Annotated in this window: 10 protein-coding genes; 4 read left to right on the forward strand and 6 right to left on the reverse strand. The window is 58.8% G+C overall.

The features are described 5' to 3' along the window. Positions 1 to 52: 52 nt before the first annotated feature. From dnaN to gyrB, 4 genes are all read left to right on the forward strand, one after another. Positions 53 to 1156: a DNA polymerase III subunit beta gene (dnaN, locus tag LG327_RS04255; RefSeq protein WP_404366230.1), complete on the forward strand. Its 1104-nt coding sequence runs from the start codon at positions 53 to 55 to the stop codon at positions 1154 to 1156. Between the two features lie 94 nt (positions 1157 to 1250). Further along, positions 1251 to 2522: an ABC1 kinase family protein gene (locus LG327_RS04260; protein WP_404369209.1), complete on the forward strand. Its 1272-nt coding sequence runs from the start codon at positions 1251 to 1253 to the stop codon at positions 2520 to 2522. A 196-nt stretch (positions 2523 to 2718) separates the two neighbouring features. Then, positions 2719 to 3849 carry a DNA replication/repair protein RecF gene (recF, locus tag LG327_RS04265; RefSeq protein WP_404366233.1) on the forward strand — a complete coding sequence of 377 codons (1131 nt, stop codon included), beginning with the start codon at positions 2719 to 2721 and terminating at the stop codon, positions 3847 to 3849. Positions 3850 to 3872: 23 nt separating this feature from the next. After that, positions 3873 to 6287 (forward strand): DNA topoisomerase (ATP-hydrolyzing) subunit B, encoded by a 2415-nt coding sequence (gene gyrB / locus LG327_RS04270; protein WP_404366236.1) that lies wholly within the window; start codon positions 3873 to 3875, stop codon positions 6285 to 6287. An 84-nt stretch (positions 6288 to 6371) separates the two neighbouring features. Here gyrB and LG327_RS04275 read toward each other — a convergent pair whose 3' ends face one another. The 6 genes from LG327_RS04275 to nuoJ all read right to left on the reverse strand — a co-directional run bounded on the left by LG327_RS04275 (position 6372) and on the right by nuoJ (position 13063). Beyond that, positions 6372 to 7118, reverse strand: a complete 747-nt coding sequence (locus LG327_RS04275; protein ID WP_404366239.1) for a VC0807 family protein — start codon at positions 7116 to 7118, stop codon at positions 6372 to 6374. A gap of 122 nt (positions 7119 to 7240) precedes the next feature. Further along, entirely contained in the window at positions 7241 to 8686 is a 1446-nt protein-coding gene (gene nuoN / locus LG327_RS04280) for an NADH-quinone oxidoreductase subunit NuoN (protein ID WP_404366242.1), read from the reverse strand. Then, entirely contained in the window at positions 8683 to 10230 is a 1548-nt protein-coding gene (nuoM, locus tag LG327_RS04285; RefSeq protein WP_404366245.1) for an NADH-quinone oxidoreductase subunit M, read from the reverse strand. Before nuoM ends, nuoN begins: the two co-directional genes overlap by 4 nt. Before the next feature lie 103 nt (positions 10231 to 10333). Beyond that, positions 10334 to 12205: an NADH-quinone oxidoreductase subunit L gene (nuoL, locus tag LG327_RS04290; protein WP_404366248.1), complete on the reverse strand. Its 1872-nt coding sequence runs from the start codon at positions 12203 to 12205 to the stop codon at positions 10334 to 10336. A gap of 7 nt (positions 12206 to 12212) precedes the next feature. Further along, positions 12213 to 12521: an NADH-quinone oxidoreductase subunit NuoK gene (gene nuoK / locus LG327_RS04295; RefSeq protein ID WP_404366250.1), complete on the reverse strand. Its 309-nt coding sequence runs from the start codon at positions 12519 to 12521 to the stop codon at positions 12213 to 12215. Further along, positions 12518 to 13063: an NADH-quinone oxidoreductase subunit J gene (gene nuoJ, locus LG327_RS04300; RefSeq protein WP_404366253.1), complete on the reverse strand. Its 546-nt coding sequence runs from the start codon at positions 13061 to 13063 to the stop codon at positions 12518 to 12520. The genes nuoK and nuoJ overlap by 4 nt, the downstream gene beginning before the upstream one ends. Positions 13064 to 13088: the final 25 nt, after the last annotated feature.

A 13088-nucleotide genomic window follows, 5' to 3' on the forward strand; every position in this document is an offset into this window, starting at 1 on the left:
TGGAGCCCAGTCGCAGCCGGTCAATATCAACTCAATAAGAATGCTGAGTGCCATGAAACTGACGATCAGCCGAGAATCCCTGTTAACGCCTCTGCAGTCCATTGCAGGAGTGGTGGAACGGAAACAGACCATGCCGGTGCTGTCCAATGTGCTGCTGGTAGCCGAGGATAATACCCTTACGCTGACCGGTACCAACATGGAAGTGGAACTTGTGGGCCGGGTGACTCCGGTTCACGTGGACCAGCCGGGGCGGATTACCGTGCCAGCCCGGAAACTGTCGGACATCTGTCGGGCGCTGGGGGAAGAGTCGCCAATTGAGCTTGCGCTGGAGGGGGATCGCCTGCACCTGCGTTGTGGTGCCAGTCATTTTACGCTGTCCACCCTGCCCGCTGAGCATTTTCCCAATGTGGAAGACGAGCCCGAGAGCTTCCGGCTGGAACTGCCCCAGGGAGAACTGGCGAGAATGCTGGACGCCACGGCCTTTGCCATGGCTCAGCAGGATGTCCGCTATTACCTGAATGGGCTGCTGCTGGAAGTGGACAAGGATCACGTTAGAACCGTGGCAACCGACGGTCACCGTCTGGCGATGTCCCATCTTGATCTGCAGACCGGCTGCCCCGATCCCCGGCAGGTGATTGTGCCCCGCAAGGGTGTGCTGGAGCTTGCCAGGCTGCTGGGAGACGTGCAGACGCCCGTAACCCTGGTGATCGGCGACAACCATCTGCGGGCAACGGTGGGTGCCTATACCTTTACCTCAAAGCTGATTGAAGGCAAATTTCCAGATTACAACCGGGTTATTCCCCGGGGCGGCGACAAGGTCGTGCTTGCCGACAGGACAACGCTGAAGAACACCCTTCAGAGGGCCGGTATTCTTTCCCACGAAAACATCCGTGGTGTCCGGCTTAACCTGGCACCCAACGAGCTTCAGGTGTTTGCCAATAATCCGGATCAGGAACAGGCCGAAGATGCGCTGCCGGTGGAGTACCAGGGCGAATCCCTGCAGATTGGTTTTAATGTAGGCTATCTGGTGGATGTCCTGAATGCACTTGATGATGACCAGGTGAAGCTGACTCTTGCCAATCCCAATAGCAGCGCACTGATTGAGTCGCAGACTGACAGCAGTTGCCTCTATGTGGTCATGCCGATGCGACTGTAAAGCTTCGCATTTGGCTATGCCGGGTGGGCATGGATGCCAGAGCTGGAATGACCGTGAGGTTTTAATGAAAGGACAAAGGAGCGTGAGTATGGTTATGGGGTCGGTGAGCAACGGTTTGAAGGGCGCATTCAGGATTGGCCAGACGGCCTCTGTCCTGGGGCGTGCCGGTGTCAACTGGGCATTCGGCGACCGACCTCCGGTCCCGAGGCTGCTGAGGGAGACCTTTGAATCCCTGGGTGCAACCTACATAAAGCTGGGCCAGTTCATCGCGAGCTCCCCGACGTTTTTCCCCAAGGAATACGTTGAGGAGTTCCAGGGTTGTCTGGACCGGACGCCCAGCCTTCCGTTTGGGGTGATGAAGCGGATCATCCGCCAGGAGCTGGGTCGGCCGATCGAAGAGGTGTACGCCGAAATAGATCCGATTCCCCTCGCCTCTGCGTCCATTGCCCAGGTTCATGCGGCCAGGCTGCTTACCGGTGAAGATGTGGTAATCAAGGTACAAAAGCCAGGGGTGGAAAACATTCTGCTGACTGACCTCAATTTTCTGTATCTGTCCGCCCGGATACTTGAGACCCTGGCCCCAAAGCTTTCATGGACTTCCCTCTCCGGTATCGTGGAAGAAATCCAGCGCACCATGATGGAAGAGTGTGACTTTATAAAGGAAGCCAACAATCTCAAGGTATTCCGAAATTTTCTCAATGAAACCCACAATGATGACGCGACGGCTCCTCTGGTCTATGAAAACTGCAGCACCAGGCGGATCCTGACCATGGAGCGGTTTCACGGTGTGCCCCTGACAGACCTGGAGAGCATTCGGGGTTACGCGAAAGACCCGGAGCGCACACTGATCACCGCCATGAACACCTGGTTTGCCAGTCTGACCCAGTGCGAGTTTTTCCATGCAGATGTGCATGCCGGCAACCTGATGGTGCTCAGGGATGGTCGGGTGGGTTTTATTGATTTTGGAATTGTCGGGAGAATACGTCCGGATACCTGGGCGGCAGTTTCCGATTTCATTTCTGCGGTGATGGTGGGCAACTTTGAAGGGATGGCCGATGCAATGATCCGTATAGGCATAACCCGCGAGTCTGTCTCTGTTGACGCTCTGGCCGAAGATCTGCGCAATCTTTACCGGCGGATGGACCGGATGGTGCCGGACGAAATTCCCTATCAGGCGGATCAGGCAGAGGATGACGTTAACAACATTCTCATGGACATGGTGAAAATCGGTGAAGGTCACGGCCTGCATTTCCCCCGGGAATTTGCCCTTCTGCTCAAGCAGTTCCTTTACTTTGACCGATACGTTCATATTCTGGCGCCGGAAATGGACGTGTTCATGGATGAACGGCTGAATATGCTGCACTGAGGCTTACTTGCTTGCCGGGCTGCCGTCTCTACGCGCGCGGCCCGGCAGAAGAACCGCGGCGCCCTGTCCACCCAGGCCCCGCACTGCCCAATCCGCACTGCTCTCCTGTACACTGGTATCCTGACCAACCCGCTCCCGGGGCTGGCTTTTTCCGATTCCACAGACGTGACCGGACTGGTTTGAGAACTCTCCTTTTATGGCGCTGGTAAAACTGAAAACGGAAAACTTCCGCAATCTTGATGACGCGCCTGTTTCCTTCTCCCCTATCATGAACCTTCTGTACGGCGAAAACGGCAGCGGCAAGAGCAGCTTCCTTGAGGCGATAGGATATCTCGGCCTTGGGCGTTCTTTCAGAGTGAGCCGGCATCAGGCGGTATGTGCGCACGGCTCGGACCGCTTCGTGGTTTTCGGCGGCCTGGATGCCGGGCTGGTTGATGGCGCGAGGCCAGGCAGCGATGAAGGCCAGGTTGTTCACAGAGTTGGTATTTCCCGGGACATCGCCGCGAAGGAGACCCACCTGAGGGTGGACGGAGAATCGGTCAGGAGTCTTTCTTCTCTGGCGCGGCAACTCCCGGTCTCGGTCATTGACCCCGGCGTATTTGATATTGTTGCCGGGGGGCCGGGCAAGCGCCGGCAATTCCTGGACTGGGCAGTGTTCCACGTGGAACCTTCCTTCGGATCCATCTGGCAACAGTGTCAAAGAGTCACATCACAGCGCAATAAGACCCTCAGAAATGGTAGAATGGACGACTCGCTTATACGGGTGTGGGACCTGCAGTATGCAGCGCTTTCCGGTCAGGTGACCGAAGCACGCAAGGCTGCCTTTGAACTCTTCCGGGACGCATTCAGTGCGCTTGTAGAGGAGGTCAACGCACCCTGGCTGAGTGGCATGGCGATTGATTTCTATCCGGGCTGGGATTCCAGCCAGCCTCTGGTGGAAATTCTCCAGGCCCACAGGGAACAGGAACAGCGGATGGGCCACACTCTCTACGGCCCCAACCGGGCGGACCTACGTCTTCGCTATCAGGGGCGGCCTGTGGCCGAGACCTTTTCAAGGGGTCAGCAGAAGACCCTTGTGATCCTCATGAAGATTGCCCAGGGGATAGTCCTGGGCAGGCTGGGGAAACAGGTAACCTTTCTGCTGGACGATATAAACGCCGAGCTGGATAGCGAACACCGCTCCATGCTGGCCCAGAAACTTCATGAACTCCGATGTCAGGTGTTCATGACGTCGATTGAACGGCCGCAGCCCGAGTCGCTGTGGCGGAAGACAATGCCCGAGTTCAAGGTGTTCCACGTGGAACATGGCGGACTGACGGAAGAATGACTTAGCGCTTCAGGAGCGTCTGAATGACAACATCGACTTATACCTCCTCCAACATCAAAGTGCTGAAAGGCCTGGATGCGGTTCGCAAACGGCCCGGCATGTATATCGGTGACACCGACGACGGCACCGGCCTCCACCACATGGTATTTGAGCTGGTGGATAACTCCATTGACGAAGCCCTGGCTGGCCACTGCTCCGAGATCGGGGTGGTTATTCACGCCGACGAGTCGGTCACCGTCCGGGACAACGGGCGCGGGATTCCCGTCGATATCCACGAAGAGGAAGGTGTGTCTGCGGCGCAGGTCATCATGACAATCCTGCACGCCGGCGGGAAATTTGACGAGAACAGCTACAAGGTGTCCGGTGGTCTCCACGGCGTCGGGGTTTCCGTGGTCAATGCCCTCTCGGCAAAACTGAAGCTCACCATCCGTCGCGAGAACAAGGTTTACGAGCAGAGCTACACTCACGGGGTACCCAATACGCCTCTTTCCGAGGTGGGAGACACAGACCGTAGCGGCACCGATGTTCACTTTATCCCCTCGCCGGAAACCTTCACCCACATTGAGTTTCATTACGACATCCTCGCCAAGCGCCTGCGGGAACTGGCCTTTCTGAACAGCGGTGTGCGCATACGCCTGCAGGATGAGCGCAGCGGCAAGGAAGACATCTTTGAGTACGAGGGCGGCCTGCGAGCATTCGTCGAGCATCTCAATGCCAACAAGACGCCCATCAATCGGGTTTTCCATTTCATCAAAGAGCGCGATGACGGCATTACGGTCGAGATCGCCATGCAGTGGAACGATGCCTTCCAGGAAAATCTCTACTGTTTCACCAACAACATTCCCCAGCGTGATGGTGGCACCCACCTTGCCGGCTTCCGTGCCGCCCTTACCCGCTCCCTGAACAACTACATCGAGCACGAAGGCATCGGCAAGAAGGCCAAGGTCAGCACTTCCGGGGACGACGCAAGGGAAGGCCTGACCGCCATTGTCAGCGTGAAGGTACCCGACCCAAAATTCTCCTCGCAGACCAAGGACAAGCTGGTGTCTTCCGAAGTGAAGACGGCGGTTGAACAGGAACTGTATCAGGCTTTTGCGGATTTTCTGCAGGAACAGCCCAACGAAGCCCGCCTCATCGTCAACAAGATGATCGAAGCGGCGAGAGCCCGTGAAGCTGCCCGCAAGGCAAGGGACATGACCCGCCGCAAGGGCGCGCTGGACATCGCCGGCCTGCCCGGCAAACTGGCGGATTGCCAGGAAAAGGATCCTGCCCTTTCAGAGCTATTCATAGTGGAGGGTGACTCGGCCGGTGGCAGTGCCAAGCAGGGCCGGGACCGCAAGACCCAGGCCATACTGCCCCTCAAGGGCAAGATCCTGAACGTCGAAAAGGCACGCTTCGACAAGATGCTTTCCTCAGTGGAGGTAGGCACGCTGATTACCGCCCTGGGTTGTGGCATTGGCCGGGAAGAGTTCAACGCGGACAAGCTGCGCTACCATTCCCTGATCATCATGACGGACGCGGACGTTGACGGCTCCCACATCCGGACTCTTCTGCTTACTTTTCTGTTCCGCCAGATGCGCGAGATCATAGAGCGCGGACACGTGTTCATTGCCATGCCGCCCCTTTACAAGGTCAAGCGTGGCAAGCAGGAGCAGTATCTGAAGGACGAGAAAGCGAAAGAAGCTTACCTTACCCAGACAGCACTCGAAGGCGCGCAGCTTTATGTCAATGCTGATGCTCCGGCCCTCAAGGACTCCGCGCTGGAGACCATGGTCAAGGACTATCAGGCCGTGATGGCAATGATCGATCGTCTGTCCCGGGCCTATCCGGCCAAGGTGCTGGAGCAGATGCTGAGCAATGTCACCCTGAAGCCCGAAGACCTGGCCAGTGAGCAGGCGGTTGCAGCCTGGGTCGAGCGTCTTGGCGAGGGGCTGAACATAGATACCCGCACCGGCACCAAGTACACCTTCTCGGTGGAAAAGGACACGGAACGGAATCTTTATCTGCCCAAAGTGGTCATTTATGTTCATGGCATTCCCCACACCCACATTTTCAGTCACGACTTCTTTGAGTCGTCTTCCTATGCTGCCATTGCCCGGATGGGGGAGACTCTGGATGGTCTGATCGAGGAAGGCGCCTACGTGCAGCGGGGCGAACGCAAGCAGATGGTTCTAAGCTTTGCTGGCGCCCTGGAGTGGCTGATGAAGGAGGCTTCAAGAGGCCTCAACATCCAGCGTTACAAGGGCCTGGGGGAAATGAACCCGGAGCAGCTCTGGGAAACCACCATGGATCCGGAAACCCGCCGCATGATGAAGGTCACGATCGAAGACGCCTTTGGCGCCGACCAGATCTTCACCACCCTGATGGGGGACGACGTGGAGCCAAGGCGTGACTTTATCCAGGCCAATGCCCTGCGGGTTGCCAACCTGGATGTGTGACAGCTGACAGGCAATAAAAAAAAGCGGCTTCGGCCGCTTTTTTTTATTTATCTTTCAATGGCTTGAACTTAATAACGTGCCGCGCTAGCGCGATGTTTCGTCGGAATGCCCGGGCTGGGGCTCCACCTGGGAAGAAAGTACCTCCTCCAGGCTGTACCCGGTCAGCCGCCGGATGGAGCGCCAGAGGTAGTAAAAGATGGCGATCATCATAATCATGGATGGAATGGCAATCATCGGATAGCTCACCAGGGTCATGCGGCCGAGCTCTTCATTGAAGGCAGTGGTGCCGGATGGGCTGGTGACGATCCACTTTGCCAGTATGTAGTTCATGATTGATGAAAACAGGAAAGTACCGGCGAAAAAATAGGTCGCTTTCAGCAGCCGCTCCTGAAAAACATCTTCAGTGCCCTCCTCTTCCAGCTTCTTCTGGATCTTGTCCACATTCAGCACAGCCGGATTGTAAAGCAGGGTTTTTACCAGCGGGTACCTGGTTCGGGTCGAGATCAGCACCGCCAGACCAATGATCGCGGGTATGGCCGCTTCCTTGATCGCAAGCCACTGGGCGTCAAGCGAGAGCAGGCCAATCCCCCCGGTAAGTCCGACACTGATAATCCCCAGTACAGCAATGAAATTGTATTTGCGGTATCTCACCAGTTCAAACAGGCCCCAGCTCAGGGGAAAGGCCAGCCCCACAATCAGGGCTGCAGCCGGGCCCAGATATTCCGGGCCACTCAGCTTCATGAGGATCGCAGAGGGAATGATAATGCTGATCAGCAGATCCACCCAGGGCCTGGGCTTGTGGGTGTGTGTTTCGGTATTCGTGTTCGACATAGGCAACCCGCAGTGACGCCGGGTCATTGATGGCTGTCCCGGCAGATGAACGTGGCCCCAGTATACGACGAATCCGGACTCTGATCGCAACCCGATCGCAACCCGATCGAAACCAGTGAAGTTCAGCGCGGGATTGTCATGAGCTGAACCGTCCACTCGATCATGGGCGCCGGATACAGTCCCAGCACAATGACCAGGATCGCCAGTCCAGTGACCACCAGTCCGCCAGCCTGCACGGCCCAGTCATTGGTTGCGTCCCGCCGCCGCATGCCTGGCTCGACCAGATAGAGGGTTACCATCACCCTCAGGTAGTAGAATAGGCCGATGGCGCTCCCCAGGATAATACCTCCCATCAGCCACCACTGGGCTGAGTCCACGGCCAGGGCGAGGATATAAAACTTGCCGATAAAGCCGGCGGTGAAGGGTATTCCGGCCAGCGACAGCATGCTGACGGTCAGCACCGCAGCCAGCCAGGGGCGTCGCCAGAACAGGCCACGATAGTGGTGCAGGCCGGCCGCGTCCTCTCCGCCCCAGGGGCTGGACACCAGCGTCACCACGCCGAATGCGGCCAGGGTGGCCACCAGATAGGTGACCAGATATACGCCGGAGGTTTCCATTGCCAGCTGATTGCCCACCACCAGCACCACCATCAGGTAGCCAAAATGCGCAATGGAGGAATAACCCAGCAGGCGCTTGAGGTTTGGCTGCTGCAGGGCGAGCAGGTTGCCCGCCAGCATGGTGGCCAGTGCCAGCACCAGCAACAGGTCCCTGACCCATTCTTCCCGGAATGCCGGCGCCTGCTGAATCAGCCGGAGCAGGACCACAAAGACCGCAAGCTTGCTGACTGAAGCCAGAAAGATGTTGGCAGGCCCCGGTCCGCCTTCATAGACATCCGGTGTCCAGAGATGAAAAGGCACGATGGAGAGTTTGAACCCCAGCCCTACCAGCATCATCACGACGCCGACCAGCCCCGGGACACCGCTGACCTGTCCTGCTCCGGAGGTCAACCCCGGGAAATCCAGATGCCCGGTCTGGGCATACAGAAGCGCCATGCCGAACAGCAGGAAGGCGGTCCCGGCAGCAGACAGCACCAGGTATTTGATACCCGACTCCAGCGACCGTCGCTCCTGGAAGCTGTAGGCCAGCATGCCGTAAAGCGGCATGGAGAGCATTTCCAGGCCAAAGAACAGGGAAGCCAGGTGACGGCTGGACACCAGTACCATGGCGCCGGCAGTGCCGATCAGCAGCAGCAGATAAAACTCCTCCTTCGGGCCAGAGTAGCCGCCAAGGTAGGCATGGGCCATGGTGCTGCAGGCCAGGGCCGAGATCAGGATCAGGACCGAGGCAAACACACTGATGCCATCGATGGAGAGCAGTGGTGTGTCCAGATTGCCCATCCCCACCGGGATCAGCAGGGAAACCAGCGCCAGATTCAGGCCCAGCGCGGTTACAGTGGCACTGGCCAGATGGTGCCGGCGCCACGCTATGCCAAGCATCACCACTATCGCCGTGATGCTGACAATAATGACTGGCGTAAGGGCAAGAAGATGGGTCGGAGTCAGGGTCATTTCACCTCCCCCGCCTGCACAGCCGTTGCTGTTGGGGCAGATTCGGCAAACAGCTCGCCGATGCTCCCCATGACACTCCCCGTGGTATCCAGCACTGGCTGGGGGTAAAGCCCCACCAGCAGCACGAGAGCCAGAATGCTGAGCATCATGCCGTATTCCCGAAGATCCAGCCCCACAAGGGCCCTGTCACTCTGGGAGGGGCCAAAATGAACCCGCTGCATCAAGAGCAGGGAATAGATGGCCGCCAGCACAAGACCACCGGAGGCGACGATGGCAATTACCGGTGCCCCGGGGAAGGTTCCGAACAGAATCATGAATTCGCCGACGAAATTGGCGGTTCCCGGCATGCCCAGCGAGGCGGCCACAAAACACAGGGTGAATCCCGGCAGGCTTTCCAGTCTTCCCCAGAGGCCCCCCATATTCTTCATATCCCGGGTATGCAGACGTTCAAAGATCTGCCCGCTGATGATGAACAGTCCAGCGGACGAAAAGGCGTGAGCCAGCATGAGGATCACCGCCCCCTGAAGCGCCAGTTCAGAGCCCGAGAAGATGGCAATCAGCACAAAGCCCATGTGGGAAATGCTGGTATAGGCGATGAGCCGCTTGATGTCCCTCTGGCCACAGGCGAGGATCGCTCCGTAGAAAATACCAACAACACCCAGGATCATGGCAATCGGGGCAAAGTCCGCTGCGGCCTCCGGGAACAAGGGCAGCAGAAAACGCAGCATGCCATAGGCCGCGGTTTTAAGCAGGATGCCCGCCAGATCCACACTGCCGGCGGTCGGGGCCTGGGCATGGGCGTCCGGAAGCCAGCCATGAAAGGGCACCACCGGCAGCTTGACGGCGAAAGCGACGAAAAAACCCAGCATCAGCCACATGGCCGCAGTGTCCGACAGCTCGGTTTCCCGCAGGGCATAGTAGCTGAAGGAGAATTCGCCGCTGCTGCCGTAGTGCATGAACACGAGCGACAGAATGGCCGCCAGCATCAGCAGACCGCTGGCCTGGGTGTAGATAAAAAACTTGGTGGCTGCCCGGATGCGAGTCCTGCCTTCTGAGCCGCTGTGTCCCCAGAGGGCAATCAGGAAATACATGGGTACCAGCATCATTTCCCAGAACAGGAAGAACAGGAACAGATCCATGGCGAGAAACACGCCTACCACACCACCGAGAATCCACAGCAGGTTCAGGTGGAAAAAGCCCACCCGGTGAACAATTTCCTGCCAGGAGCAGAGCACCGCCAGCGCACCGAGAAAGCCGGTGAGTGCAATAAGTACCAGGGACAGGCCGTCCAGCGCAAGATGGAGCTCGATACCAAACCTGGGTATCCAGGGGACCCGCCATTCTACCTCCCAGTTGCTGGCGCTGCCTGGGCCGGGAACAGCCAGGGTGAAATCGCCAGCCAGCCACAGCCCCCCGCTTATCACCAGCACGAACAGCATGGTAGCAAGAGCAATCCACCGTGGTGCCTGCTGGCCCCAGCGCTCGGCCAGCCAGCACAGCAGGCCGCCGAGGAAGGGAATCAGTATCAGCCAGAGTAGTATCATGGGCGAGCTCCTCCCGCTCCCGGTAAACTCCCTGCCGATCCTGGTCGGACATCAGTCATGTGTATTTCCCTGCTAATGAGTCGCATATTGTCCGGCCCCGGGTTCATGATCCACCCCCTGCCCTGATGGCAAGACCGGCCAGCATCAGCACTGCACCCAGCACCATGGCAGCGGTGTAATTGCGCAGCCTGCCGGTCTGGGTTCGCACCAGGCCGGCATTCAGAAGCATGGCGATGGAACCGGACAGCAGGAGCAGCCGGTCAACCAGATCACTCCTCAGCCATCGCACAGTGGTGAGCCATGGCCGGACCAGTAGCCGGTCGAACAGGGCGTCAAACCGCCAGGCATCGTGCCAGAGAAACCAGAGAGCCGCCCCGGAGCCGTCCCGGACGAGGGCTTCCAGCCAGGCCCGGCGATAGAGAAAGAGCCAGGCACCAAGACCTGTGCCCAGCAGAACCACCGCGCTGGCAACCAGTTCAAGGGCGGTGTGACCGGCCGCTGTGGCCTCACCCGGGCCCGGAGGAAAGAGGCCATTCAGTCCCGGGTAGATCCATGCTCCCAGGAAGGTGGATAGCACCGCCAGGACCAGAAGCGGCAGATTGTGGGCAACTCCGGATCCAGCGCGGGCATTGCTGGCATTGTCACTACCGGGCTTGCCGTGGAAGGTGCGGATAATCAGACGCAGGGTATAGAGGGCGGTCAGGAAGGCGCCCAGCATGCCTGCGGCCAGCAATCCTGTCTGATCTGCCGCAAGCGCCTGCCAGAGGATTTCGTCCTTGCTGTAAAAACCGGCACTCACCAGTGGCAGGGCCACCAGAGCTGCACCCCCGACCAGGAAACCGGCGTAGGCCAGAGGCAGGCGGCGCCAGAGTCCTCCCAGCCGGGTCATGTCCTGTTCATGGTGGCAACTCACGATCACAGCGCCGGCGGAAAGAAAGAGCAGTGCCTTGAAAAAGGCATGGGTCACCAGGTGAAAAATTGCTGCATCAAAGGCGCCGACACCCAGGGCCAGAAACATGTAGCCGATCTGGCTCATGGTGGAATAGGCCAGCACCCGCTTGATGTCGGTCTGGGCCAGTGCGGCGAAGGCTGCCATAAGCAGGGTCAGGGCACCAATCACCCCGACCAGATAGAGCACGTCCGGCGCCAGCAGAAAGATGCCGTGCATCCTGGCAATCAGGTAGACACCCGCAGTGACCATCGTAGCGGCATGAATCAGCGCCGATACGGGCGTTGGGCCGGCCATGGCGTCCGGCAGCCAGGTATGCAGGGGTACCTGGGCGGACTTGCCGAGGGCGCCCCCCAGAATCAACAGTGCAGCCAGTTCAACGGTCGCGCTGCCCTGCTGCCAGGCCTCCGGTGCCAGCGTCAGAATTTCCCGGATGTTGAGAGTGCCCAGCTCCCGGAATATCAGAAACAGGCCGATGGCCAGAAGCACGTCTCCGATACGGGTCACCAGGAAGGCCTTGAAGGCCGCCGCACCATTGGCGGAGTTTTTGTAGTAATAGCCAATAAGGAGGTAACTGCAAAGGCCGACACCTTCCCAGCCCAGATAGAGCAGCAGCAGGTTGTCCCCCAGCACCAGTAACAGCATGCTGAACACGAAGAGGTTCATATAGGCGTAGAAACGGGTAGAGCCTTCGTCCCCCTCCATGTACCAGGCAGCGAACAGATGAATCAGGAAGCCCACGCCGGTAATCACTGCCATCATTACCAGGGCCAGGCCGTCCAGGGCAAGCCCGATGGAGGGCTGAAAATTCTCCACCGAGATCCAGGTCCACAGGGTTACAGCCTCCGGCTTACCGTCTCCAGACAGAAATTCCACCATCACCAGAGCCGTGACCAGGGCGGACAGGCCGACGCTGGTGACGCCCACCCAGGTGCTGGCGCGGACGCCAAGAGCGCCCCGGGAGAGCGCCAGGATCAGGGTTCCGGCCAGTGGCAGCAGAAAAGTCAGGGGCAGCAGTTGGGTCATGGCTCTGTCATCCCCTCATCCGGCTGGCAGCGTCTATGTCCAGCGTCCTGAACCGCTGGTACAGCTGAATCAGCAGCGCCAGACCAACACTGGCCTCGGCCGCTGCCAGGGTGATGACCAGCACAAACATGGCCTGGCCTTCCGGCTGACCCCATGCTGTGCCGGCTACGATGAAAGCGAGCCCTGCGGAATTGAGCATGACCTCCAGGCTCATCAGCACGAACAGCATGTTGCGGCGAATCATCAGCCCGGCCAGACCCAGAACGAAGAGCACGCCGGCAAGTATCAGGCCGTGTTCCATGGGGATTCCGTTCATCGGCCGCCTCCCTTGCTGACATGACGGCCGTTGCCGGAGGATTCTCCTTGCCTGCCGAGCCGGCCCACATGGGAAGCGGTAACCAGAGCGGCCAGCAGCAGCATGGCGGCCAGTTCCACCACCAGCAGCCAGGGGCCGAACAGGGTGGTTGCCACTGACTTGGCTGTAAGAAGGTCACCCCGGATGACCGGTCCGGCTTCGCCAGCAAGCATGGTGACAAGCAGCAGCCCCAGAAGGATAGCCGACAGTATGGACGGGCCGATCCAGACACCCGGCTGAAGCCACTGTCGCTCCTGTGCTCTCGTTTCTTCCCCAAGGTTCAGCATCATCACCACGAACACAAACAGGACCATGATGGCGCCCGCATACACAATGATTTCCAGCATCCCGGCGAAAGGGGCTCCCAGGGAGAAAAACACCATCGCCACTGCCAGCAGGGAGATGATCAGGTAAAGCACGGCGTGGACCGGGCTGGTGCCGGTGATCACCCCCAGAGTGGCCGCCACGGACACCAGTCCGCTGAGGTAAAAGGCGATTTCCATCAGATCAGTCTCCTTGCCTTATGCG

The organism is Marinobacter sp., from assembly GCF_044799475.1.
Classification (GTDB): domain Bacteria; phylum Pseudomonadota; class Gammaproteobacteria; order Pseudomonadales; family Oleiphilaceae; genus Marinobacter.

What these genes read in the sequence shown, in the direction of transcription:
- dnaN (WP_404366230.1), top strand. Translation starts at nt 53, where the DNA reads ATGAAACTGACGATCAGCCGAGAATCCCTGTTAACGCCTCTGCAGTCC.
- recF (WP_404366233.1), top strand. Translation starts at nt 2,719, where the DNA reads ATGGCGCTGGTAAAACTGAAAACGGAAAACTTCCGCAATCTTGATGAC.
- nuoK (WP_404366250.1), bottom strand. Translation starts at nt 12,521, where the DNA reads ATGAACGGAATCCCCATGGAACACGGCCTGATACTTGCCGGCGTGCTC.
- LG327_RS04275 (WP_404366239.1), bottom strand. Translation starts at nt 7,118, where the DNA reads ATGTCGAACACGAATACCGAAACACACACCCACAAGCCCAGGCCCTGG.
- nuoL (WP_404366248.1), bottom strand. Translation starts at nt 12,205, where the DNA reads ATGACCCAACTGCTGCCCCTGACTTTTCTGCTGCCACTGGCCGGAACC.
- nuoM (WP_404366245.1), bottom strand. Translation starts at nt 10,230, where the DNA reads ATGATACTACTCTGGCTGATACTGATTCCCTTCCTCGGCGGCCTGCTG.
- nuoJ (WP_404366253.1), bottom strand. Translation starts at nt 13,063, where the DNA reads ATGGAAATCGCCTTTTACCTCAGCGGACTGGTGTCCGTGGCGGCCACT.
- nuoN (WP_404366242.1), bottom strand. Translation starts at nt 8,686, where the DNA reads ATGACCCTGACTCCGACCCATCTTCTTGCCCTTACGCCAGTCATTATT.
- LG327_RS04260 (WP_404369209.1), top strand. Translation starts at nt 1,251, where the DNA reads ATGGGGTCGGTGAGCAACGGTTTGAAGGGCGCATTCAGGATTGGCCAG.
- gyrB (WP_404366236.1), top strand. Translation starts at nt 3,873, where the DNA reads ATGACAACATCGACTTATACCTCCTCCAACATCAAAGTGCTGAAAGGC.